The organism is Ruegeria sp. CL5, from assembly GCF_056536485.1.
The window spans coordinates 115,120-139,563 of sequence record NZ_JBQFPS010000002.1 but is presented as its reverse complement, the minus strand read 5'-3'; the positions used below and the strand labels follow the sequence as shown (position 1 = coordinate 139,563).

At 55.7% G+C, this 24,444-nt stretch carries 23 protein-coding genes and 1 pseudogene; 11 read left to right on the top strand and 13 right to left on the bottom strand.

What is annotated here, in order from left to right:
- Nucleotides 1–79: 79 nt before the first annotated feature.
- Nucleotides 80–436: a hypothetical protein gene (locus ACR0IU_RS04310; protein WP_480715385.1), complete on the top strand. Its 357-nt coding sequence runs from the start codon at nt 80–82 to the stop codon at nt 434–436.
- A gap of 29 nt (nt 437–465) precedes the next feature.
- Here ACR0IU_RS04310 and proS read toward each other — a convergent pair whose 3' ends face one another.
- Nucleotides 466–1,806 carry a proline--tRNA ligase gene (proS, locus tag ACR0IU_RS04305; RefSeq protein WP_480715384.1) on the bottom strand — a complete coding sequence of 447 codons (1,341 nt, stop codon included), beginning with the start codon at nt 1,804–1,806 and terminating at the stop codon, nt 466–468.
- Nucleotides 1,807–1,939: 133 nt separating this feature from the next.
- On the opposite strand from proS, the gene ACR0IU_RS04300 reads away from it, so the two are divergent.
- From ACR0IU_RS04300 to ACR0IU_RS04280, 5 genes are all read left to right on the top strand, one after another.
- Complete coding sequence (locus ACR0IU_RS04300) at nt 1,940–3,337, top strand: FAD-dependent oxidoreductase (RefSeq protein ID WP_480715627.1); 1,398 nt, start codon at nt 1,940–1,942, stop codon at nt 3,335–3,337.
- Entirely contained in the window at nt 3,337–4,311 is a 975-nt protein-coding gene (locus ACR0IU_RS04295; protein WP_480715383.1) for an isopenicillin N synthase family dioxygenase, read from the top strand. Before ACR0IU_RS04300 ends, ACR0IU_RS04295 begins: the two co-directional genes overlap by 1 nt.
- A gap of 90 nt (nt 4,312–4,401) precedes the next feature.
- Nucleotides 4,402–5,475, top strand: a complete 1,074-nt coding sequence (locus ACR0IU_RS04290) for an AI-2E family transporter (RefSeq protein WP_480715382.1) — start codon at nt 4,402–4,404, stop codon at nt 5,473–5,475.
- Complete coding sequence (locus ACR0IU_RS04285; protein WP_480715381.1) at nt 5,476–6,165, top strand: P-loop NTPase family protein; 690 nt, start codon at nt 5,476–5,478, stop codon at nt 6,163–6,165.
- 49 nt (nt 6,166–6,214) lie between these two features.
- Nucleotides 6,215–7,759 carry a Ppx/GppA family phosphatase gene (locus ACR0IU_RS04280; protein WP_480715380.1) on the top strand — a complete coding sequence of 515 codons (1,545 nt, stop codon included), beginning with the start codon at nt 6,215–6,217 and terminating at the stop codon, nt 7,757–7,759.
- Here the strand turns inward: ACR0IU_RS04280 and ACR0IU_RS04275 are convergent, their stop codons facing one another.
- The 7 genes from ACR0IU_RS04275 to ACR0IU_RS04245 all read right to left on the bottom strand — a co-directional run bounded on the left by ACR0IU_RS04275 (nt 7,760) and on the right by ACR0IU_RS04245 (nt 13,783).
- Nucleotides 7,760–8,122, bottom strand: coding sequence for a hypothetical protein (locus ACR0IU_RS04275; RefSeq protein ID WP_411353633.1), 363 nt, complete (start codon nt 8,120–8,122; stop codon nt 7,760–7,762). It abuts the gene before it with no gap.
- A gap of 49 nt (nt 8,123–8,171) precedes the next feature.
- A complete protein-coding gene (locus ACR0IU_RS04270; protein WP_480715379.1) occupies nt 8,172–9,173 on the bottom strand; it encodes an endonuclease/exonuclease/phosphatase family protein in 1,002 nt (333 codons plus the stop codon).
- 3 nt (nt 9,174–9,176) lie between these two features.
- Complete coding sequence (locus tag ACR0IU_RS04265; protein WP_170472498.1) at nt 9,177–9,857, bottom strand: molecular chaperone DjiA; 681 nt, start codon at nt 9,855–9,857, stop codon at nt 9,177–9,179.
- Between the two features lie 9 nt (nt 9,858–9,866).
- Nucleotides 9,867–10,391: an N-acetyltransferase family protein gene (locus tag ACR0IU_RS04260; RefSeq protein ID WP_480715378.1), complete on the bottom strand. Its 525-nt coding sequence runs from the start codon at nt 10,389–10,391 to the stop codon at nt 9,867–9,869.
- Nucleotides 10,388–10,990: a VOC family protein gene (locus tag ACR0IU_RS04255; protein ID WP_480715377.1), complete on the bottom strand. Its 603-nt coding sequence runs from the start codon at nt 10,988–10,990 to the stop codon at nt 10,388–10,390. The genes ACR0IU_RS04260 and ACR0IU_RS04255 overlap by 4 nt, the downstream gene beginning before the upstream one ends.
- A 109-nt stretch (nt 10,991–11,099) precedes the next feature.
- Nucleotides 11,100–13,226 carry a methylmalonyl-CoA mutase gene (scpA, locus tag ACR0IU_RS04250; protein WP_260022720.1) on the bottom strand — a complete coding sequence of 709 codons (2,127 nt, stop codon included), beginning with the start codon at nt 13,224–13,226 and terminating at the stop codon, nt 11,100–11,102.
- Nucleotides 13,223–13,783 carry a hypothetical protein gene (locus tag ACR0IU_RS04245; protein WP_480715376.1) on the bottom strand — a complete coding sequence of 187 codons (561 nt, stop codon included), beginning with the start codon at nt 13,781–13,783 and terminating at the stop codon, nt 13,223–13,225. Before ACR0IU_RS04245 ends, scpA begins: the two co-directional genes overlap by 4 nt.
- A 425-nt stretch (nt 13,784–14,208) precedes the next feature.
- On the opposite strand from ACR0IU_RS04245, the gene ACR0IU_RS04240 reads away from it, so the two are divergent.
- Nucleotides 14,209–14,655 carry a DUF4174 domain-containing protein gene (locus ACR0IU_RS04240; protein WP_010441940.1) on the top strand — a complete coding sequence of 149 codons (447 nt, stop codon included), beginning with the start codon at nt 14,209–14,211 and terminating at the stop codon, nt 14,653–14,655.
- A 76-nt stretch (nt 14,656–14,731) separates the two neighbouring features.
- Here the strand turns inward: ACR0IU_RS04240 and ACR0IU_RS04235 are convergent, their stop codons facing one another.
- Together ACR0IU_RS04235 and ACR0IU_RS04230 are read right to left on the bottom strand one after the other, a co-directional pair.
- Nucleotides 14,732–16,777 (bottom strand): ATP-binding protein, encoded by a 2,046-nt coding sequence (locus tag ACR0IU_RS04235; protein WP_480715375.1) that lies wholly within the window; start codon nt 16,775–16,777, stop codon nt 14,732–14,734.
- A gap of 117 nt (nt 16,778–16,894) precedes the next feature.
- Nucleotides 16,895–17,098, bottom strand: a complete 204-nt coding sequence (locus ACR0IU_RS04230) for a hypothetical protein (protein ID WP_170472510.1) — start codon at nt 17,096–17,098, stop codon at nt 16,895–16,897.
- Between the two features lie 650 nt (nt 17,099–17,748).
- Between ACR0IU_RS04230 and ACR0IU_RS04225 the strand changes: the two genes are divergently transcribed.
- Nucleotides 17,749–18,900, top strand: coding sequence for a DcaP family trimeric outer membrane transporter (locus ACR0IU_RS04225; RefSeq protein ID WP_480715374.1), 1,152 nt, complete (start codon nt 17,749–17,751; stop codon nt 18,898–18,900).
- 86 nt (nt 18,901–18,986) lie between these two features.
- Here ACR0IU_RS04225 and ACR0IU_RS04220 read toward each other — a convergent pair whose 3' ends face one another.
- The 3 genes from ACR0IU_RS04220 to ACR0IU_RS04210 form a co-directional block, all read right to left on the bottom strand.
- Nucleotides 18,987–19,340: a hypothetical protein gene (locus tag ACR0IU_RS04220; protein WP_480715373.1), complete on the bottom strand. Its 354-nt coding sequence runs from the start codon at nt 19,338–19,340 to the stop codon at nt 18,987–18,989.
- A gap of 127 nt (nt 19,341–19,467) precedes the next feature.
- On the bottom strand, nt 19,468–19,827 hold the full coding sequence (locus tag ACR0IU_RS04215; protein ID WP_480715372.1) for a DUF6497 family protein: 360 nt from the start codon (nt 19,825–19,827) through the stop codon (nt 19,468–19,470).
- Nucleotides 19,828–19,964: 137 nt separating this feature from the next.
- Nucleotides 19,965–21,497, bottom strand: a complete 1,533-nt coding sequence (locus ACR0IU_RS04210; RefSeq protein WP_480715371.1) for an acyl-CoA carboxylase subunit beta — start codon at nt 21,495–21,497, stop codon at nt 19,965–19,967.
- A gap of 182 nt (nt 21,498–21,679) precedes the next feature.
- On the opposite strand from ACR0IU_RS04210, the gene ACR0IU_RS04205 reads away from it, so the two are divergent.
- From ACR0IU_RS04205 to ACR0IU_RS04195, 3 genes and pseudogenes are all read left to right on the top strand, one after another.
- On the top strand, nt 21,680–22,885 hold the full coding sequence (locus ACR0IU_RS04205) for a multidrug effflux MFS transporter (RefSeq protein WP_480715370.1): 1,206 nt from the start codon (nt 21,680–21,682) through the stop codon (nt 22,883–22,885).
- A 64-nt stretch (nt 22,886–22,949) separates the two neighbouring features.
- A pseudogene (locus ACR0IU_RS04200) lies at nt 22,950–23,081 on the top strand (helix-turn-helix domain-containing protein); the annotation flags it as partial.
- Nucleotides 23,082–23,364: 283 nt separating this feature from the next.
- Nucleotides 23,365–24,423 (top strand): Hint domain-containing protein, encoded by a 1,059-nt coding sequence (locus ACR0IU_RS04195; protein ID WP_480715369.1) that lies wholly within the window; start codon nt 23,365–23,367, stop codon nt 24,421–24,423.
- The last annotated feature ends 21 nt before the right edge of the window (nt 24,424–24,444 follow it).

The following is a 24,444-nucleotide window of genomic DNA, read 5'->3' as shown; positions in this document are numbered from 1 at the left end:
AATTGATAAGTGTAGGAAATTTTGTCACCCTTTGTGTGTGGGGGACACATTTTAAGAGTTTAAGGGCGGAGGTACGCTCATGGCTATTCAAGAACATATGAAAGGCACGGGCCCAATATTAGCCCGTTCGGCAGCAACAGAACTGGATTGTGAAAGCGCAGCTTTGTTGCGCGCAGCAATCAGGCCAATTTTCTTAAGTGCCGCTAGCTGGGCCGGTTTAACTGACATTCTACGAGATAAAGGCTATCGCCTTGCTTTCCGGCAGGGGCGGCTGTGCATTTCAGATCGCGCCACAGACGAACGAATCTGTGGATTGCGGTTTCTTGGCTTTGAACTCGCCGAGCTCGTGCGCCGCTTTGGTCGCCCAATCGTGGTTGCTCGAGGCAGTGAAGCGGACGGCGATATCCTGACCGACCGCCCGACATCAGCAAACTGAGCTAAATCTCAGAAAGTACATCGCCTTGTTCAGGCGATACCCTCGTAGATTTCTGCGATCTTGGTGACAGCTGCCTCGGGGCTCAACTCTTCACTTTCACCAGTTCGGCGACAAGTCAGTTCGACAACACCATTCTTCAGACCGCGCGGCCCGACAGTGATGCGCCAAGGCAGACCAATCAGGTCCATAGTGGCAAACTTGCCCCCTGCCCGTTCTTTCCGATCATCATAAAGCGGCTCAAGCCCCAAAGCTGTCAGCGCGGCATAGAGCTTGTCGCAGGCCGCATCAGCCTCTTCATCGCCTTGCTTCAAGTTCACGATTCCGCAATGGAACGGTGTGACGCCTTCAGGCCAGATAATGCCCTTGTCGTCATGGCTGGCCTCGATGATCGCACCGATCAGGCGACTGACACCGATGCCGTGACTGCCCATATGCACCGGAACCGGCTTGCCATCCGGCCCTTGAACGGTCGCGCCTAATGGTTCGGAATACTTGGTCCCGAAATAGAAGATTTGGCCAACTTCGATCCCGCGCGCTACCCGGCGACGTTCTTCAGGTATCTGATTAAACAGAGCCTCATCATGGGTTTCGTCTGTACGAGCGTATTTCGATGTGAATTCTTCGAGGATCGCCTGACATTGGTCACGGCTATCATAGTCGATCTCGCGGTCACCAAAGGTCAGGTCAGTGACGGCGCCGTCATAGAAGACCTCGGATTCACCGGTATCAGCTAGCACGAGGAATTCGTGCGTGTCATCGCCCCCAATGGGGCCAGAATCAGCGCGCATCGGTATGGCTTGCAGGCCCATGCGTTCATAGGTGCGCAGATAGCTGACCAGATGGCGGTTGTAGGCGTGCAACGCGTCTTCTTTGGTCAGATCGAAGTTATAGCCGTCCTTCATATAGAACTCGCGCCCCCGCATCACGCCAAAGCGCGGGCGGATCTCGTCGCGGAACTTCCACTGGATCTGATAAAGCGTCAGCGGTAGGTCTTTGTAGCTGCTGACATGGCCGCGGAAGATATCAGTTACCAATTCCTCGGCGGTCGGCGTATAGAGCATGTCGCGCCCGTGGCGATCCTGCATGCGCAGCATCTCTTGCCCGTAGTCATCATAACGTCCGGATTCGCGCCACAGGTCAGCTGATTGCAGAATCGGCATCTGGATCGCGATATGTCCTGCCCGCGCCTGCTCTTCGTGCACGATGTTTTCCAGCTTGCGCAGAACTTTAAAGCCCAACGGCAACCAGGAATAAATCCCGGCAGCAGCCTGTTTGATCATCCCGGCCCGCAACATCAGCCGGTGGCTGACGATCTGAGCCTCCGAGGGGGTTTCCTTGAGAACGGGCAGAAAGTAACGGCTGAGGCGCATAACGTAACCTTACGGGTGAGAATTTCGCTGCAAGGTGATTATGCCAAAGCCCCGCCGGGGGCAATCACGCAATGGCGTTTTTACGACCCCGCCGCTGTCGGTTTTTCGATTGACCGCAACGCCGGGTTTTTCAATGTTGGCGCAAACGTTCAATCGCGAGGCAACAATGCGAACAATCACCGAACCCGCTCGCCAGATCCCTGTTGTTCACCAGACAGATGTTTTGGTTGTGGGCTCTGGCCCTGCGGGATTGTCGGCGGCACTGGCCGCAGCGCGCGCCGGTGCCGAAGTTTCGCTGATGGACAGGTTCGGTTGCATGGGCGGCAATATCACCGCCGTCGGCGTCGAAGGCTTTGCCTGGTATCGCCACGAACAAACCGTCGAGGCCGGAGGCATCGGCCTGGAATTCGAGACCCGCGCCAAGGAAATGGGCGCAGCCGTGCCTGAAAGCCAATCGCTCAGCTATGAACTGGACAGCGAGGGCTTCAAGCTGGTGGCCGATAAGCTGGTCGAAGAGGCTGGCGTTCATCCGATGCTGCATCGACAATTCGTCGCCCCGATCATGGACGGGGATCGCATCACCGGCGTGATCACCGAATCCAAAGCGGGGCGTGAGGCGATCTTGGCCAAGGTTGTCATCGACGCAACGGGGGATGCAGACGTCGCACATCGTGCAGGTGCCCCGACCCACAAGACACCGCGTGAGGACATGATGGCAGCCTCGGTCATGTTTCATCTGGCCGGCGTTGACAAACGGGCCTTTATGCAAGGTATCAAAGCCGACCCGCAGACTTACAAGGACTGGGGCGGTGGCGGCGAATGGAATATCGAAACCTCGGGCAAAGAGGATGACATGTTCTCACCCTTCGTCAAGAAACCCTTCCAACAGGCCATTGATGAGGGCCTAATACCAGCGCATCTGAACACGATCGCGGGCACCTGGGGTGCCATGCACGATACCGGCGAGCTGACTTATATGAACCTGATTCATATGGACCAGATCGACGGGACCGACCCCGACAGCCTGACATTTGGTGAGATCGAAGGCCGCCGGCAGGCGATGCTCGCCATTGATGCTCTCCGCCGATTCATGCCGGGCTGCGAAAACGCACGTTTGCGCAATTTCGGCATGACCATCGGTATTCGGGACACGCGCAAGATCGATGCAGTCTACAACATGACCGAAACCGATGCCCGCCATCAGGGCCGGTTCGAGGATTCCATCGGTATTTACCCTGAATTCATTGATGGTTACGGCATACTGATCTTGCCGACCACCGGACGGTATATGCACATCCCGTATCGCTCGATGCTGCCCAAAGGGATCAAGGGCTTGTTGGTTGCGGGTCGGTCTCATGGTGCGGATCGGGTCGCGCACGCCGCGACGCGCAACATGTCCTGCTGCGCGGTGATGGGTCAAGGCGCAGGGATCGCGGCGGCCTTGTCGCTGAAAAGCAATCAGGAACTCGACAGCATGAACCTTGCGCCTGTGCATCAGGAATTGGAACGCCAAGGCGTGAGAACTACCTAATGGAGTATATTCCAACTATTGATATCAGCCCGCTGACCAATCCCGCCGGACCACAGTATCAGTCAACGGTCGCGCAGATCATGGATGCCTGCACCAGTATTGGGTTTCTGTCGATCACCGGGACAGGCATTTCGTCTGAGCACATTGATCAGGTACGCGGCTGTGTCAGAGCGATCTTTGAGATCGAAGAGGCCCGAAAATGGGACCAGGCCATCACTCGCGAAAGCTATCGCGGGTACATACCGATGGGTTTCTTCACGCCCAATGACGGCTCGGGCACGGCGGATAAGTACGAAGGGTACAAGCTGCATTTCGAAGCAGCCGAAGATGCCCCGATCCGGGCTGAATGCGCACTTTACGGCCCGAATATCTGGCCCCGAGAGGTGCCGCAGGCGCGTACGGTCATACTGGATTATTGGCAACAGCTTGATGGCGTGACCGATCTTTTGCTCGGTGCCCTAGAGGTTGGCTTAGAGATCCCACCCAACACTCTGCGCGACGCCTTCCGCGACCCGATGACCAACATGACCCTGCTGCATTACCCACCGCAGGCATCAGAAGAACATGGCTATGGCATACATCCACACAAAGACACCGATGCGCTGACAATAATCGCACCCGATCCGGTCGGCGGGCTTGAGGTACAGACCCGCACCGGAGGCTGGATCACACCGGAATGCCCTCCAGGCGGCTTCGTGGTTAATATCGGCGACATGCTGGAACTATGGTCAGGCGGGCGATTGAAATCGACCCCGCATCGCGTAGTCAATCGATCCGGGCATGAACGCTATTCCTTTCCGTATTTCGCCGTTCCGCGCCACGATGTGGTGGTCGCGCCGCTGCTGCCTGCCCTGACCGGCTTTGATCGCCCCGAGGTGCATTGCGGCCACTGGTCAGCAGAAATCTGGCGCACCAACTGGCCTGATGAACTGGCTACAGGAGATACTCCGGAACTGGGTACACTGACAGACTAGGGCGTAAAAATCGCGCACCATGAACCGCTTGCATCGCCGGGCGTCATGGGCCAAGAACACGGCAATGCTGTGCAAACGAGGGATTGCGCTATGGCCTTGCCGGTGAAGGATCAGCTTAGATACTGGGGCATTGCCACTGTCGTTTTCGTGCTGCTTTTGTACCTGTTGGGTGATGTCTTGCTACCCTTCGTGATCGGTGGTGCGATTGCCTATTTCCTTGATCCTGTTGCGGACCGCCTGGAAAAACTGGGTCTATCGCGAATGGCGGCGACCGCGATCATAACCGTGGTTGGAGTGCTGGGCTTTGTATTGATGATCTTGATGGTCGTTCCGGCCCTGATCACTCAGCTACTGGATCTGATCGACACTTTACCTAGACTTTTCAAGCAATTGCGCGCATTTATTGAACAACAATTCCCCGCTCTTCTGGACCGGGAATCGAACACGCACCAGATGTTGGTGTCTTTTGGTGATACGCTGAAGTCCAAAACCGGAGATGTTTTGCAGACGGTTCTGGCGTCGCTGGGATCGGCCATAAACGTTGTCGTTTTACTGGTCATCGTACCGGTTGTTGCAGTCTATCTGCTGATGGACTGGGACCGTATGATTGCCCGGATCGGAGAGCTGCTGCCCCGCGATCACGCCCCTACGATCAAGCGGCTGGCTGGCGAGATTGATGCTGTTCTGGCCTCATTCGTGCGCGGAATGGGCACAGTCTGTGTGATCCTTGGTACATATTATGCAGTTGCGCTGATGCTGGTTGGTTTGCAATTCGGCCTGATCGTTGGCTTCATCGCCGGGCTGGTCACGTTCATTCCTTATCTCGGTGCCTTGATCGGAGGCTCTCTGGCCATTGGTCTCGCTCTGTTTCAGTTTTGGGGGGACTGGGCGCATATCGGTTTGGTCGCGGGCATATTTGCCATCGGACAGGTGACCGAGGGCAACTTCCTGACCCCTAAGTTGGTAGGCAGCTCAGTCGGTTTACACCCCGTCTGGCTGCTGCTGGCGTTGTCAGTCTTCGGCGCACTATTTGGCTTTGTCGGAATGCTGGTCGCAGTTCCAGTTGCTGCAGCCTTGGGTGTTTTGGCCCGGTTCGCGACCGAGCAATATCTGAACAGCCGTCTTTATACCGGGCTTGAAGGGCTCGAACAGGACGACGAGTAAATGGCCACACAACTCAGCTTTGATCTGCCGTCCAAGACCGCCTTGGGCCGCGAAGACTTCTTTGTCTCGCCCGCCAATGCGTTAGCCGTCGCGATGATCTCAGCGACCTCATGGCCAGGAAACAAGCTGGTGCTAAGCGGCCCGGCAGGATCAGGGAAAACCCACTTGGCCCATGTTTGGGCGGCGGAAACAGGCGGCCGCATCGTGCAGGCCACTGATTTGCGCTACGAAGAGGTTCCCAACTTCGCGCGTACCTCGGTCGCAATCGAGGATGTTCCCCTAGTTGCAGGTGATCCTGAACAGCAAAAAACGCTATTTCACCTGCATAATCTGGTGCTGGCCGAGGGGAACGCCTTGCTTATGACCGGACGTGCCGCGCCAAAGCTATGGCGCCTGCCTTTGGCCGATCTGCAAAGTCGCGTGGAAGGAGCGCACCATGTGGCCTTGGAAGCGCCGGATGACGCTCTGTTAGGTGCAGTGCTCGCAAAGCTCTTCACTGACCGTCAGCTAAGCCCCGGTCCGGATGTCATCGCGTATCTGGTCAAACACATGGATCGCAGCTTTGAAGCTGCAGCGAAAGTGGTTGACGAATTGGATCGCATTGCACTCGATGAAAAGCGCGATATCACCCGTGCGCTGGCGGTGCGTCTATTGAACACAGAACTCGAACAATCTGATGCCCACGATTGACCCAACCCAGGTGATCCCGCATCCTGCGCCCAAAACATCTGGGGACACAATGACACAGACTGCCGAGACCGATTTCCCCGATCACGGGCTGTTTGGAAAGCCCATTTTCGAAGATCCGGGGGCTCGGGCGCTGTCTCGGGTTGGTGTAGTCGATATCGGGTCCAACTCGGTCCGCATGGTGATCTTCGATGGCGCAGCGCGCTCTCCGGCTTATTTCTACAACGAAAAGGTCATGTGCGAATTGGGGGCAGGCCTATCCGAAACCGGGCGTCTTAACCCGTTGGGACGTGTACGCGCGCTGGCTGCATTGCATCGGTTCAAATATCTGGCGGAAGACCTCGGGTTACCCACCCTGCACGCCGTCGCCACTGCCGCAGTGCGTGAAGCAAAAGATGGTCGCGAATTCTGCGAACAGGTAAAAGCGGAAACAGGATTGATCATCAATGTGGTCAATGGCGAAGAAGAAGCCCGCCTGTCAGCGCAGGGCGTATTGTTGGGATGGCCCGGCGCGTATGGTTTGATCTGTGACATCGGAGGCTCGTCAGTCGAACTGGCAGAAATCGGAGGCGGCAAGGTCGGGCGTCGCATGACCTCGCCTTTGGGTCCGCTCAAACTGCGCGATATCAAAGGCGGTCGTCGGGCGCGCAAAGAGCATATCAAGAAGACAATGGAAGAGATGCGCGACAAGATGGGCCCCCAGCGGGATCGCCTGTTTCTTGTTGGCGGCAGTTGGCGCGCCTTCGCGCGCCTTGACATGCTGCGCCGAGGCTACCCGCTGAACGTGCTGCACGAATATCGTATGACTCAGAGTCAAGTTCGCGAGACAATCAAATTCATCGAACAGAATGACGCGGATGAATTGCGCAGTAAGGCTGGTGTATCTGGTTCGCGTATGGCGCTGATCCCTTATGCAATGGATGTGCTTTCCCGCTTGATTCGCACCTTCAAGCCCAAGGACATCGCGATATCCAGCTATGGCATCCGCGAAGGATTACTGTATGAGCAGATGCCGCAACGCCTGCGCGATCGCGACCCGTTGATCGAGGTAAGCCGTTTTGCCGAAGCAAAAGATGCACGCCTGCCCGGGTTCGGAAAACACCTGTTCGATTTTGTCATGCCCCTTTTTCGCTCGGCGCCAGAGCAGCGGGTGCGACTGATCAAAACCGCCTGTCTGCTGCACGACGTCAGTTGGCGCGCGCATCCCGATTACCGAGCCGAGGCCTGTTTCGAATATGTGACCCGTGCCAACATGAGCGGGATCAAACACTCTGAGAGAGTATTTATCGGCCTCGCTTTGCAGCACCGATATAGGAACAAGCGTGAGGGAAGCCGATTTAACAAGCTCTATGAACTGCTGGATGAACGCGGCCAAGAACAGGCCGAAATTCTGGGTAAAGCGCTTCGCTTTGGCGCAATGCTTTGGATGCAGCATGACGCGGCTATGGGTAAGTTGCGCTACTATCCGAAGAAGCAAAAGCTTGAACTGCGCTTGCCCAAATCAGCAGGTCCATTGTTCAACGAAGTTGCCGAAGCGCGGTTCAACTCATTGGCTAATGCGCTGAATTCTGAACCCAAGGTTATCCTGAGGGGCTGATCAAATATCAGTCAAGCCATCGGATGGAATGTCATCTTGCGGAACCGTTTCTTCGGGTCGTTCCTGTGCTGGCTTTTTACGGATGATAATATCGCCGTTGGGCAACATTTCGGGCGTTTCATAGGCCGTCCAATCCTGAACCTGAGTGGCGAGTTCAGCCAGCGCTGGCCCCATCTCCTGCAGGAATGATTGCAATGCCGGGCCGAACTGCTCGGCAAAACCGCGCAAATCCTCGATCGTGGGCTCCATTTCCTGCCGTAGACCTTCCAGAAAAAGCTCGGCACCTCGCTCCATCAAGGACTTGCTGTCCTCTTCAGCATGGGCGGGTATTGCCACCAGTGCGCAGGTTGCGCAGATCTTCAACACATGTCGCATGGTTGAAATATAAGAGGTGGCCGATGCAGTTGAAAGGCTACAGATCTATATCCAGCGTCACAGGAAAGTGGTCGGATGCTGCCAGCAAAGCATCGCGCAATTCGGGGGTGCCCCAGCATGCTGCGTCCCGAAATGGATGCCAGATGCGCCACACCGGGTCATGATCACGCAGATCTTTGCTGATCATGATGTAGTCGAGCAGCGCCTCAAGATACCTTCCCTCCTCCCGACGTTCAAAACGCGCCGTAGCCGGTATTGATCCGGGACGCGGGCGATGCAATTGCGCGGCGTGAGGATCATAAAGCCCTGCCTGCAATAGAATCTCGACCGAAGAACGCCCGAACAGATGCTCAAACTCATCCAGCCCCGGGCCATCATTCAGATCACCAAGCAAGATAACTGGCTCGTTGGCGTCAATGTGGTGTTCAACGCGTCGCGCCAACCAAACCGCCTGCGCCAGTTGCTTGCGGCGATTGGCAATGGACAGACGGATCATTTCGTCCCGTGACCCGGCACCATGGGGGGCTTTGGATTTTAGATGTGCCCCTATCAGGCGGAGGGTCGATCCATTGGCCATCTCAATGGCCAGTTCCATTGGCGGTTTCGAGAACTCGACCTGATCTTCGGTCGCATCGATGTCCAGATCAATGCGGAACACGCCATCGAACCGAGGAGCGGCTGGATCACTCAGTTGTCCAACTGGCTCGTGGCGTGCTTTCAAGACATCCGGATCGAACAACAGCGCCAGTTCCTGATGCGTATCATTGGCAAACCCCATCACTGCATGGGACGTGCGCAGATTGAATGTTTCGGCAAACCGTTGAAGGGCGCGGACGGTATTTTGCGTTTTGCCTGTATTTGGGGCCTCAACGACTAATACAGCATCGGCATCAACGGCGGTCAGAACCTTGGCCACCGCTTCGATCTGCTGCACTCTGGTTATGTCACGCCGCCCTGACCAACTATCGTCGGCGACCAGATTATCATCGCGATCAAACAGATTGGCGAACCATTCGATATTGTAGGTCGCCAGCCGCACCGATCACACCCGAGCGCCGTTTATTTCATCCCAGGCGCGATTGATATCGATCATCTTTTTCTCGGCCAGACGCACCGCTTCCTCGGGCACGCCGCGTGCCATCATCGCATCGGGATGAGTCTCTCTCACCAACTGCCGCCAAACTTTGCGTATTTCGGGCAGTGGCGCATTCCGCGCAACGCCCAACACTGTGTACGGATCTTTTGGTGCGTCCGGCACAAATCGCGCACGCAAGGCCATGAATTGAGCGTCAGTCTGACCAAAAATTCGGCTGACCTCTTCAAGAAATTCATTCTCGTTTGGGTGATAGAACCCATCTGCCATAGCGATGTGAAAGAGCCCTTCCATCAAATCGCAAAGCGTGGTGCTGTCTTCCGCAAACATTCCCGCGATCTTGCGCGCGTAATCTTTGTATCCAGCAACATCGGTTCGGGCCATGTCAAAGACCTTGGCTGCGCCGTCTTCGTCTTCGGGCGCGATCTGGAACACTTCGCGGAAGGCCGTGACCTCATCGCGTGTCACCTGACCATCGGCCTTGGCCATCTTTGCCCCAAGTGCCACAACGGCAATTGCAAACGCGACCGAACGTTCGGGGGGCGTACGCAGCTTTTCAAATACTGCGGTCAGGCTTTCGCCCTGGGCAAGCGCATTCAGCGCATCAGCTATTCTGGTCCAGATCGACATGGCCGCACCCTAGCGCGCCTTTGCGCGACTGTCAGGTGCGACAGATGACTGCGGGGCAAGTATTTTCTGCATCAGAACAAGATCCAAGCGCTGCCCCCATTTAAACCCCACTTCGGGCATATGCCCCACCTGTTTGAAACCGATTGCCGAATGGAACGCGACGGCTGCTGGGTTGGCCGAGGAAATACCCGCAACAAGAACATGCACATTGTTTGTTTTGGCGACGGCCTCCAAGGCGTGCATCAATGCGCGCCCCGTGCCCTGCCCTCTGGCCTCAGGCGCCAACTGGATCGAATGCTCGCGGCACTGCGCATATCCGGGGCCCGACCGGAATAAGTTGTAAGTTGCAAACCCCTCGACCATCCCATCGCGCTCGGCGACCAGAAAAACCGGCCCACGGGTTTTTATCTCTGCCGTCACTTTTTCCACGCTGCGTTCATCGGTGGTGAAAGTTACCAGCGTGTCACGAATGATCGCGTTTGCGATCTCGGTAATCGCGGGTGCGTCGTCGACCGTTGCTTGTCGGATGATCATTCCAGCACGCGCAGCCCATGTGGAGTTTCAATTTCTGCGCGCAATGCTGCCGGACCACTATCAAAAACGACATAATCCAACGCCCCCAAACCTTTGACCAGATCGAGAGCATCCGGGTGGCACACGATCAAGCGTTGCAGCTGGCAGCCGCTGTCCTGCAACATTTGTGCAGGATGCAGATCGCCCAGCCACTGGATGAGCGCGGGAAAGAGATTATCAAACGGTAGACGCCCGTTCGGTGGAACCGCCATGCGCCAGCGCAGCGCGCCTCGGTCCAGATCGATGGGCTGACCAACACCGTCAGGAAAGACGGTCAGCGAAGCCTCGATATCGGGAACCTGGCAAATCCAGTTTGTCAGGCGGGGCGATCCGGAGAACCGGTCCAGATCGAACCAGCGCGTCCTTTGCGGGTTGGGCGCATCGGGATCGATCGCAATCGCCTCCAGATACAAGCTATCTCGCAAGCCCAACAGGCGGTTATACGTCCCGAATTTCTCGTGCTTGCCGCCATCCTGCAATCGAACACCCAACGCCTGTTCGATATGGTCAGAAGCCTCTTCCAGCGTTTCACCTGCAACAGCTAAATGGTCCAACAACATTAAGACGCTCTCCCAAAAAACATGCGACCAGACAAGAAGTGTCTGGCCGCATGTTTTCCTCAAAGGTTCCGGATCACAAGATTTTTCGTACGAAAAATCTTGACCCACCTCAAGCTTTGGCTTCACCGATCAAACGCAAGATATCTTGTGCCGCGTCAGGGATGTTCGTTCCCGGACCAAAGATCGCCTTTACACCGTGATCGTAGAGGAACTGGTAATCCTGTTGCGGGATGACGCCACCACAGATGACGATGATGTCTTCGGCCCCGGCCTTTTTCAGTTCTTCAACCAGCTGGGGTGCCAACGTCTTATGCCCAGCAGCCTGCGAAGAGATCCCGATCACATGCACATCATTGTCTACCGCGTCCTGCGCGGCTTCTGCGGGAGTCTGAAACAGAGGGCCGACGTCCACGTCAAACCCGATATCAGCAAAGGCGGTGGCAATCACCTTCGCCCCTCGGTCGTGGCCGTCCTGCCCCATCTTGACCACCAGCAGACGCGGGCGACGGCCCTCGGCCTCGGCGAATTCTTCTATCGATTTCTGGATCGCGGCAAAGCCTTCGTCACCTTCATAAGCCGCGCCATAAACACCGGCCAGGGTTTTCACTTCGGCGCGGTGGCGACCGAATTCCTTTTCCATTGCCATGCTGATCTCTCCTACGGATGCACGGGCGCGGGCGGCCTCGACGGCGGCGGCCAGCAGGTTACCACCCTCACGGGCAGTGGTGGTCAGCGCGTCCAACGCCTGCTGACATGCTGCTTCGTCACGTGTGGCGCGAATGCGTTCCAACCGCGCCACCTGCGCCTCGCGTACGGCGACATTGTCGACGTCCAAAATGTCTATCGGGTCTTCCTGTTCCTTGCGGTATTTGTTGACGCCAACGATGACCTCTTCGCCCCGGTCGATCATGGCCTGACGACGGGCCGCGCTTTCTTCGATCCGCAGCTTGGGCATGCCAGAAGCAACCGCCTTGGTCATGCCGCCCATCTCCTCGACTTCTTCCATCAAAGCCCAGGCTTTTTCGACCAATTCATTGGTGAGGCTTTCGACGTAGTAAGAGCCCGCAAGCGGATCGACCACATCTGTCACGCCAGTCTCTTCCTGCAGCACCAATTGCGTGTTCCGTGCGATGCGGGCAGAAAAATCGGTGGGCAACGCAATCGCTTCGTCCAGCGCGTTGGTATGCAGCGACTGGGTGCCGCCCAGTACCGCGCTCATCGCCTCATAGGCGGTGCGGATCACGTTGTTATAGGGATCCTGCTCCTGCAGTGACACGCCCGAAGTCTGGCAGTGGGTGCGCAGCATCTTCGACCGTTCGGATTTCGCTCCGAACTCGGTCATTACCCGATGCCAGAGCGTGCGTGCTGCGCGTAGCTTCGCAATCTCCATGAAGAAGTTCATGCCGATAGCAAAGAAGAACGACAGACGGCCCGCAAACTTGTCCACATCCATGCCCGACTGAGTCGCGGCACGCACATATTCGCGGCCATCGGCCAGCGTATAGGCCAGCTCTTGCACCAGGTTCGCCCCGGCCTCTTGCATGTGATAGCCCGAGATCGAGATTGAGTTGAATTTGGGCATCTCGTTCGAGGTGAACTCGATAATGTCCGAGATGATCTTCATCGATGGCTCGGGCGGATAGATATAAGTGTTGCGCACCATGAACTCTTTCAGAATATCGTTCTGGATGGTGCCCGACAGCACGGCCTTGTCATGCCCCTGCTCTTCTCCCGCAACGATGAAACTGGCCAGAACCGGGATCACGGCCCCGTTCATCGTCATCGAGACCGAAACCTTGTCCAGCGGAATACCGTCGAACAGGATCTTCATATCCTCGACACTGTCGATGGCCACACCGGCCTTGCCGACATCGCCGACAACGCGCGGGTGGTCGCTGTCATAGCCCCGGTGCGTCGCCAGATCGAAAGCCACTGAGACACCCTGCTGACCAGCGGCCAAGTTGCGACGATAGAAGGCGTTCGATTCCTCCGCCGTCGAGAACCCCGCATACTGACGGATGGTCCAGGGACGACCCGCATACATCGTCGCCTTCACCCCACGGGTAAATGGGCCGAAGCCAGGCAGTGACCCCATATGCGGCAGGTCTGCGGTGTCGTCCTGCGTATAGAGCGGTTTGACATCGATGCCTTCAAGAGTTTCCTTGGTCAGATCGTCCAACGGACGCCCGCGCAGTTCTTTTTCGGCCAGCACCTGCCAGTCGTTGGTGTCGGTCATGTCGATTTCCTCTGTTCCAATCGGGGTTCCGCGGGGATGACCCCGCGCATATCTCTTTCTGTCCGGCAGACAAGCTCGGCCAAGCCGTCTGCACCGGAGGCAAGCCAATCCAGATCATCCGCATAATCGGACCACAGCTTCATCGCCTGATCTGCATTTAGGCCGTGAGGGGCAGGATTGGGCGCGGCATTCAGCGAAAGGCCGTCGTTGTCCTCGGGTGCATCGCGCCCGGTCAAAGCCTCAAGCTGTGCGCGCTGATGGCCCGCAAAATCTTCGAAGGGCAAGACTAGCAGCGGAACGCCGGGAAACGCGCGGCCCATCTCGGTAATCACATTGCGCCAGCTCCGCTTGCTCTGGGTGATACGTTTCCATTTGGCGGGCTCAATCGGCTCACTTCCGCGTTTGAATTTATAGGCTGAAACGGAAGACCAATACATATCCAACGCCCGGATATTCAGAGCCAATTTGCCAACCCCGTCATCAAAGGGCTTCGCAAGGAGCTGGGCACGCTCATGCATGCTGGGATAAAGCGAGGCGAATGCTATATTACGCTCCATAGAACCTACGAAGTTCTCTTGACTTACCAATAGCTGCTTGGCACCCGCACGCCGACACGAATCCAGGTCACGACGCAGCGCGTCACAAACATCTGGCGTTAATTTGTTCAGGCTATTCAAACCGTTGGCACGTGTGCGTTCAGGCCCCCAATAGACCAACCCTTGCTCAGCCAGCGTGTTCTCATTCCTACTTAGATAGTTTTGAAAGCTGGTGGTTGCGCACCTGTGCGCACCGCAATGCAGGATGATCTCCATCGCCCTACCCTCCCCACCGAAAGTCTTCAGGAACAACCTGTATTCTCGGCGCTTGGATAGGCGCGGATGAAACGGGATCGAGCCTGAGGTGCAATTTTTTGATGTCCGCAGACATTTCGCCAGTCGCATTCGTCCGCGCAGAGGCTATATTCAACAGAACAGGAGGCCATATGACACGCACGCTTGCCCTTGTTTTCTCGGCACTATTCCCGCTGGCCGCCTTGGCCGCGGACGCGAATGCCCCTGCGGATGACAGCTTTGTGCGTCCCGTAGATGACAGCGATCTGAGCGATTTTCTCTGGACCCATCGCCCGATCGTTGTATTTGCCGATACCCCTGCAGACCCAAGGTTCCAGCAACAGATTGACATGCTGTTGGAGGGCGAAGCGGCGATGCGTGATCGCGACGTAATCGTATTGACCGATACCGATCCGTCGGCACGATCTCCGATACGGTCAAAACTGCGACCGCGTGGTTTCCAGATGGTATTTGTCGACAAGGATGGCGTCGTGAAACTGCGCAAACCCAGCCCATGGAGCGTGCGCGAGATAGGCCGCTCGATTGACAAGACGCCCTTGCGTGAACGCGAAATTCGCGAACGACGCGAAGGCGGCTGAACACCTGCAACTTGCCTTAGAGTCCCGACGGAAGCCGCCGAGAACCTTGAAAGGTATGAAACAGGCGCGCGCATGATCATTCGAACTCGATAATCACATCGTCAACGGCAAGGCTGTCGCCGGGACCAGCATTGATTTTGGAGACAACGCCTTTCTTCTCAGCGCGCAGGATGTTCTCCATCTTCATCGCCTCGACGGTGCAAAGCGCCTGACCTTCCTGTACCTCCTGCCCCACTTCGACATCGATCTTCACGATCAGGCCGGGCATCGGGCAGAGCAGCATCTTGGATGTATCAGGCGGCAGCTTCTCGGGCATCATCCGGGCCAATTCGGCCTGACGTGGGGTGCGAACATGCACCTTGAGATCCGCGCCGCGGTTGCGGATGCGGAAACCGCCCGACACTTTGCCGACCTTCAGAACCAGTGGGCTGCCATCGACATCGAGCACTGCAAGCTGATCACCCGGTGTCCAATCGGAGGCAACACGGTGCCTCGTGCCATCTGCAAAGGACACGGTGGAGCCATCCTGATCGGCCTCTATCGCAACCTCGAACTCTTGCCCTTGCAGCGAGACGACCCAATCGGTTCCAACCTTGCGTTCATGATTGTCCATCCGCCCCGACACCCGTGTACGACGAATCTCGGCCACCCGGTGCATCGCCGCGCACGAGGCAGCGACTCGGCGCAGATCAGTTTCAGGCAATTCAACACCCTCAAATCCATCAGGATACTCCTCGGCGATGAAGGCGGTCGTCATATCACCGCTAACGAATTTCGGGTGGTCCATAACCGCTGACAGGAACGGTAGATTGTGACCGATGCCTTCAACCTCAAAACTTTCGAGCGCTACACGCATGGCTTCGATCGCCTGCTCGCGGGTCGGGGCCCAAGTGCACAGTTTGGCGATCATCGGATCATAATACATACTAATTTCGCCACCTTCATAGACGCCGGTATCGTTACGTACAGCGCTATCCCCTTTGGGCGCATCGCCTTGCCATTTGTCATTCACCAGCAACGGGCCAGCGGCGACTTCCTGCGGTGGGCGATAACGGGTCAGGCGGCCAATCGAGGGCAAGAAGCCGCGATACGGGTCCTCGGCATAAAGACGGTTCTCGATGGCCCAACCCGTCAAGGTCACGTCATCCTGAGTGATGGTCAGCTTTTCACCAGCAGCCACACGGATCATCTGTTCCACCAGATCAACACCGGTAATCAGCTCGGTCACCGGGTGTTCCACCTGAAGGCGGGTGTTCATTTCAAGGAAGTAAAAGTTCTTTTCCCCATCCACGATGAATTCGACCGTTCCAGCACTGGCATAGTCCACGGCCTTGGCCAGCGCGACCGCCTGTTCTCCCATCGCTTTTCGGGTTTCAGGATCAAGGAAGGGCGAAGGCGCCTCTTCCACAACCTTCTGGTTCCGGCGCTGGATCGAGCATTCACGCTCGCCCAAATAGATGCCGTTGCCATGACTGTCGCACAGGACCTGAATTTCGATGTGGCGCGGTTGGGTCACGAATTTCTCAATGAAAATCCGGTCGTCGCCAAAGGAATTTGCAGCCTCGTTCTTGGAAGATTGGAATCCTTCCCGTGCTTCTTCGTCATTCCACGCGATCCGCATGCCCTTACCACCGCCGCCAGCGCTGGCCTTGATCATCACCGGATACCCGATATTATTCGATATCTTCACCGCCTCATCAGCGTCTTCGATCAGCCCCATGTAGCCGGGGACCGTCGAAACCCCGGCCTCCTGTGCGATCTTCTTCGAGGTGATCTTATCACCCATGCATTCGATCGCACCAACCGGTGGGCCGACAAAGGCGACGCCTTCGGCATCCAGCGCTTCAGCAAACTTGGAATTCTCGGACAGAAAGCCATAGCCGGGGTGGACAGCCTGCGCACCACTTTGACGGATTGCGTCCATTACCTTGTCGATGACAATGTATGACTGATTGGCCGGTGGTGGACCAATATGCACGGCCTCATCCGCCATCGACACGTGCAGGGCGTTCCTGTCAGCATCAGAATAGATGGCGACCGTACCAATGCCCATTTTGCGGGCAGTCTTGATGACCCGGCAGGCAATCTCGCCCCGGTTTGCGATCAGGATCTTGTTGAACATGGAACGTCCTTTGGATTGAAGTTCTGGAAACGCAAAACGCCGCCGCAGGGTGTTGACCCCACGACGGCGTGATGCGTGATGACGGACGGGGCGTTGGCTGCCCCGATAAATTCAGCGTTAGTTACAGGTGTTTTGGGTTTTGCAGTACAGCACGTTCCCCGCAGCACCGACCGCTGCGCCAAACAGCGGGTCGGCATTGAGGACCGCAGCCCCAACCGCGCCTGCGCCGCCACCAAGGATCGCCTGCTCGCCTGTCGTGTCACCGCAGGCCGCAAGGCCGGCACATGTCGCCAACGCAAGGAAGAATCGTGATTTTTGCATGTTTTCTGCCCTTTTAGGTTTCTCAAAGTCTTTGAGGGCAGATGCCGAATTCCGGTATTGTTATGCAATAACAGAGGTTGCAAACCACAGAATTGCGCAGTTTCTTGCCGTTTTTGGACTGTGTTCGCCAAAAAGAAAACCGCGGACAGAGCTCTGTGGGGAACACAAGCCTGCCCGCGGAAGGAAGGGGTACGGAATAGTAGGTGCTTGTGCGACGCAGGCAAAGTAGAGCCGCACGGCCCCATCACTGTGCACAGCACAATTTGCAGCGCAAACCCGTCTTCGTTTCCGTTTGAGATTCCGGCTAAAACTTGCCCACCGGCAGCGCGCCCGCGCAACTTTGCGCCGACACTATTTCGCCCTGCCCCCCCGATTTCCCGGCTCATGCCCGTCACGTTCATGTGACGACATACGGCCGGATGATGGCCAACACGGCGGTTTACCTCACGCGTTGCTTCCGGAAGTCCACTAAGAAAATCTACAGGGGCCAGGCGCTTATTCTGCGCTTTCACCGAGCTGTGAAAGCACGAGCCATTCTTGACACGGTTACTTGAAAAACTGCGCAGAATTCCTCGCAGATTGGTGATTTTCCTCGGGCTCTTATGCGTGAAACGGTGCCGGTGCACACTCGCATACAAGGAAGTATCCCCATGATAATAAAGGGCAAAACTGCTAGACTGCTTGCTGCCAGCACGCTTTCCGTGACCGGAATGCAGGCCTTGGCTCAAGATGCACAAACTCAGGCTGAACTCGATGCGCTTCGCGCAAGAGTCGAGGCTTTGGAATCGTCCAAGCCCGGAGCCGGAACCGGTGATCTGAGGATCGGAAACACCACGCTGGACGTCTATGGCTATGTCAAAGCCGATTTCTTTTACGACTTCGAATATGATCAGGGCGACACAGCGTTTGTGAATGTCATAGGTGAGCCCTCGGCCGAAACCGATGGCACATTTGGTGCCACTGTTCGGCAATCGCGAATCGGACTGCGTACCAACACACCAAGCGGCATTGGCGATATCCAGGGTCAGATCGAAGTGGATGCTTTCGGCTCGGGCGGTACAGCAGAATTCCGCATTCGCCACGCGAATATCCGGATTGGGGAACAATGGCTCATCGGTCAGTACTGGACCAATTTCCAGCCTCTGGACACCTACCCCACCACAGTTGAGTTCAATGGACCGGTCGGCATCCCTTTTGCCCGTGTTCCTCAGGTTCGATACACTAACGGCTTTGGATCGAATACCACCTTTGCTGTTTCTGTAGAGGAAAACGTCGGAGGTTCGAACTCGGATGATCCGGTGCTGACTGGTGCGGTCGAGTATAACGATGGCAAATACCTGGTGCGCGCCTCGGTTTTGTATGGCAAAGCCCAATCCGGCGATGTCGAAGTGGATCAGACCGGCTTTACCCTTTCTGGTTCGATCCGTCCCTGGCAAGGTGGCCTGTTCCAAGTCAACTACGTCAACGGTGAAGCGATCGGCCCCTACCTGATCGGTTTGGGTGACGCGATTGTTGGCGGTCAGGCGAACGATGTCGACGGGTATACCATCGAGTTTCGTCAAGATTTGACCCCCGAATGGAACGTGGGCATCTCCTACGGTAAGGAAGATTACGACCTGCCCACCTCGACAGGAAGTTTGTCCTTCACCGAGCTTGAGACCATCCATGTCAATGCGTTCTACAAAGCAACTGACAATCTGACGTTGAGCGCCGAATACATCTATGGCGAGCGGAACGATACGATTTCGGGTGACACTTTCGATGGCAACCGTATTCAGTTGGCCGCACAGCTGAACTTCTGACTTGCCCCAAGTGCCCTGCCTGTTCTCGGGCAGGGCTCCACCAATTTGGGTTGGTCGAACTTGATATGCAGCTGCGGTGGGCAAATTCAGCGTACCCCGTCGAAGATTTCTGGAAACGATAGACGAGCAACGTCCGGGTCGATCACCAACAGCGCGTCATAGCTGGCGGGGTCAAACGGATCTTCAGCGGCGATCACTTCCCGCTCGAACAGCCAACTCAGTCGGCCTGCATCCAGGTTACCACGCTCGAACGGCTGATCACCAAACTGCGCCCATAGCGCTTCCATGAATGCGGCATCTGCACGCCTATCTGCAGGCTTGCGGTCCCGAAAACGTTCGCGCCTGGTCAAGGGAGTCACTCCCTTGGGATTGGCGCGCCGGATCGTGAACTGAAAGTCAGTTCCGGCCAAGCGGCCGGGGAAGCCACGGTGTTTCAACATTTCGACACCTCGCTGGTTAAGGCATTGAAATTACGTGGGTGCAGACGATCCTGCCGGGATGAAAACACGATATGAACCTCTGAGTTGTATATGGGCACCCTGTGACCGAGATCGCGTACTCTCATGGTCAGAGTCCTTCCCAGATACATTGGGATTGTTCCAGCCGATAGGCCTCAAAAAACTGAGTCGCGTCAGGCTCGGACGTGCCGAACTCCAGCGGTCGATCCGAGAAAGAAATCACGACACGCGCAGGATCCAGATCGTGCTGCGCCACGTAAGGGACCGCCAGCGTCTGGCACAGATGCTCCATGTCGATCACTGCGACATCATAGGTGATGCGGCCCACGGTCGCCCCGATATTGGGAGCAATAAACCTGAAACGAACCCAGAGTTCCCCGGGATTGGTATCAAGCAGTACATTGCTGAGCTCTACTGGCTGACCCGATGGCACGGGCAATAGATTACTCGCCTGAACCGAACTAGTCATTGACATCGCCAAAACCAGCGCGCTCCCCAGGAAGCGTCCAGCGCGAGCCAGCCCTTCCGAAGTTGCTTGCGCGGCAAACGCGCTTTTATGTCCAATCAAGTCGATCATGAAGCAAATTTGTTTGTTCCATCTAACTCTTAAAGCGGGATATTATCGTGCTTTTTCCATGGGTTCTTCAGCTGCTTTCCGCGCAGACTGGCAAAGGCACGCGATACGCGACGGCGGGTTGAGTGTGGCATGATCACTTCATCGATAAAGCCACGCTCGGCAGCGACAAAGGGGTTGGCAAACCGGTCTTCGTAATCCTGCGTGTGCTGCGCGATCTTATCCGCATCTCCAAGATCAGCGCGATGGATGATCTCGGTTGCGCCCTTTGCACCCATCACTGCGATCTCGGCCGTGGGCCATGCATAGTTGAAATCCCCGCGCAGATGCTTCGATGCCATCACGTCATAAGCACCGCCATAGGCTTTGCGCGTGATCACCGTGACCTTTGGCACTGTTGCCTCTCCATAAGCAAACAGTAGCTTCGCGCCATGCTTGATCACACCGCCATATTCCTGTGACGTCCCCGGAAGAAAACCCGGCACGTCGACAAGCGTAAGGATCGGAATTTCAAAGCAATCGCAGAACCGTACAAAACGCGCAGCTTTGCGCGAGCTGTCGATATCCAGACACCCGGCAAGAACCATCGGTTGATTTGCCACAACGCCAACGGTTTGTCCTTCAAGGCGGATAAAACCGGTGATGATGTTCTTGGCGTAATCTTCCTGAATCTCGTAGAAATCGCCCTCGTCCGCGACTTTGGTGATGAGCTCCTTCATGTCGTAGGGCGTGTTAGGATTATCTGGGATCAGAGTGTCCAGCGACGTCTCGATCCGACCCGGCTCATCAAAGAAGGGACGAACCGGAGGCTTTTCGCGATTGTTGAGCGGCAGGAAATCGACCAACCGGCGGACCTCGGCCAGAGCCTCAACATCGTTTTCGAACGCCCCGTCTGCAACCGAGGATTTTTTGGTGTGAGTTGAAGCCCCACCCAATTCCTCGGCTGTAACGACCTCATTCGTGACAGTCTTTACGACATCCGGACCAGTCACAAACATGTATGAGGTGTCTTTGACCATGAATATAAAGTCGGTCATCGCAGGGCTATAGACCGCACCACCAGCGCATGGCCCCATGATCACACTGATCTGAGGCACCACGCCCGAGGCCATGATGTTGCGTTGGAAAACTTCGGCATACCCCGCCAGCGAGGCAACGCCTTCCTGAATGCGCGCGCCACCCGAGTCATTGATCCCGATCACCGGCGCTCCGTTCTGAACCGCCATATCCATGATCTTGCAAATCTTCTGCGCATGGGTTTCGGACAGCGAGCCGCCAAACACGGTAAAGTCCTGACTGAAGACATAGACCATCCGGCCGTTGATCGTGCCCCAACCAGTGACCACGCCATCACCGGCTGGCTTTTGCTTTTCCATTCCGAAATCGGTGCAACGATGGCTGACAAACATGTCAAACTCTTCGAAGCTGCCTTCATCCACCAGCAGCTCGATCCGCTCGCGCGCTGTCAACTTGCCTCGAGCATGCTGTGCGTCAATGCGCCGTTGTCCACCCCCTAAGCGTGCATCTTTGCGGCGGCCCTCGAGTTCGGAAAGGATGTCTTTCATGACGGTAGTCTCCCATGAGATTTTGCGGGACCATAACGATACGAATACCGAGACCAAAGAAGTTTTCGGCAAATTTGCAAACATAAGAAAATCAAGCAGGTGGTAATTGCAAATTTGTAAAGTTATGTGACATCACAAACCCGCTCTTGGCATTCCCCCAAACTAAGTTCTAAGTGTGAACCATGCAGTTCAGTTCAACATCCATCAGCCGGACACCCCCGACCCTTACAACGCTAATATTGTTGTCGGGCCTGTCAGCGCTAAGCATGAACTTGTTCCTACCCAGTCTCCCCTTCATGGCCGCCTACTTTGAGGCAGATTACAAGCTGATGCAGCTATCGATTGCATTGTATCTTTTGGTCAACGCGGTCTTACAGATCATAATCGGTCCCATTGCCGACAAGGCGGGGCGCCGGCCTGTTCTTCTATGGGGGCTCGCATTGTTCCTGTTGGCGACTCTGGGCTGCATCTACGCACCAACGATCGAGGTCTTTCTGGCATTCCGCATGAGTCAGGCCGTGATCGTCGTTGGCATAGTTCTTAGCCGTGCAGCGGTGCGAGATATGTACACTCAGGACAAAGCCGCATCGATGCTTGGGTATGTCACAATGGGCATGGCCGTCGTCCCAATGATCGGACCTGCAGTTGGCGGTCTGCTTGAAGAGGCGTTTGGCTGGAAAGCGAATTTCTGGCTACCCTTTGCGTTGGGCGCACTGGCCCTGTTGCTTACCTACCGCGATTTTGGTGAAACCGCCGCTGCCAGCGGCAAAACCTTGGTACAACAATTCCGCGAATATCCCGAACTTCTGGCCTCCCCCCGATTCTGGGGCTACTCGCTCTCTTCTGCGTTTTCGTCTGGGGCGTTCTTCGCATATCTCGGCGGAGCACCTTTCATCGGAACCGAAGTGTTCGGCATGACAGCAGCAGAAGTTGGCATATATTTTGGCGCGCCCGCACTTGGCTACTTCTTCGGAAACTTCTTCAGTGGTCGTTATTCTGTACGCTTTGGCGTGAACCGAATGGTCCTCTGGGGATGCTGGCTGAATGCTATCGGCGTAGCCATTTCCGCTTCCCTATTTTTAGCGGGCATTGGCACCGCGCTCAGTTTCTTTGGCCTGATGACCTTTGTTGGGCTTGGCAACGGCATGTCGATACCCAATGCGACAGCCGGGTCATTGTCTGTCCGGCCTCATCTGGCAGCCACCGCATCAGGCCTCAGCGGAGCGATCATGCTCGGCGGCGGCGCTGCCCTCAGCGCGTGGGCGGGCGCATTGCTGACACGCGAGACAGGAGCAATGCCATTGCTCTGGCTGATGCTGGGGACGTCTATTCTGGCGATTTGCGCTATCAGCAGCGTAATCTGGCGCGAGAAGCAATTGGGGCTTTAGAGGGCTTGCGCCAATAGGTTTGCAAAGTTAACTTGAGAAATCAGTTAAGTTGCAAAGAACCAACATGGCTACTCAAAAACTCTATGCGGGCGCAAAACTGCGTGAGATGCGGACCCGGTTATCTCTGACCCAAAAGGAGTTTGCAACAAAACTAGGCGTTTCTCTGCCCTATTTAAACCAGATGGAGAACAAAAACATCCTTCTAATCCACTTACCTAAAAGAGTTACGATATCGATAGTATTAGTGGGCATCAAAGCGTCACCTATGGAAGTAAGACCATAGAAACTTGCTACCTTCTGAATCGCAAGGGTTTCAAATAGATGTGTCACACCGATATTGCAATTCTTGCAGGATTGGGGGCCATTACACGTAGCCTCAATAGGAACGCACTCAAAAGAGGGCGGTATGCCAGAACATTCACATAACAATATATCAAAAACCTTGATGTCACTGCAAAACTATCTAAAGTTTTGCCAATATGGCAGAGATTTACTCCGTAAACACCAATACTGGTGAGGTCTTCATCCGCGCTCTCCCAGCAGAAGACGTAAGTGGCTTTTTTATTGGAGAGTACCAACAGTCTGGCAACGGCTCTGGCCTCGTCGGGTTAGAACCAGTTGCGACGGATATGCCCTATGTTGCCCAACCTGACGACGGCTTTATTTATTATAGGCAAGTTCTCGGACCTTTGAATTCGCCTTCCGGCCAAAGGGACGCGATTGTGCTCGCTGACAGCAGCGGAAACCCCGTCGACGCAGTGGGATGGGGAAAAGACAGCGACTTCGATCTAATCGGTGGCCCCGGGGATGGGATACCTATCAACCCGGGCGATGGAACTTATGCCCCGGGAGATGGTCCGACGTACGTCGACGGTCCGCCTTGGAACACCGGTCCGGATCCCACAGATCCACCAAACGGTTTAGTGCCTTTGCCCCCCCCATGCTTTGGAAAAGGAACGTTGATAGAAACAATTGACGGTCCAATACCAGTTGAAGATCTAAAGCCCGGACAGATGATATGCACAAACGATGGCACAAAATCCGTCCTTTGGGTTGGTCACGCAAAAGTTGTTTTTGGGAGACCAGAACTAGATCACCTCAGACCCATAATTTTCTCACCAAGCAGCCTTGGACGAAACATACCTCTCCGCAGCTTGAAGTTGTCACCTCAACATAGAATTTGCCTTCAGAAACCAGAATACGAGTTACTTTTTGGAACTAATAGTGTGCTGCTGCCAGCAAAATTCCTCGTTGGACGACAAGGTGTAACAGTTGACCGAGAAATAGATAGTGTCGACTACTATCATATCTTGTTGGATGGGCATTTCATTCTCTATTCAAACGGCTTGATGGCCGAAAGTTTACTGTTGTCTGAATGGGTATACTCAGAATCCTCGGCCGCGGCACTTTTAGAGTTCCGAGAAATTTTTAGGGAAAATGCAGGCGGCAAGCAAAACGTGATCGCGCGAACTTGCTACCCTGTCCTAAGAAAAAGTGAGATCCCACTCCTGAATATTGACGTTAGACGTCTGCATTGAGCTTGCGGGAAAAGCTAGATT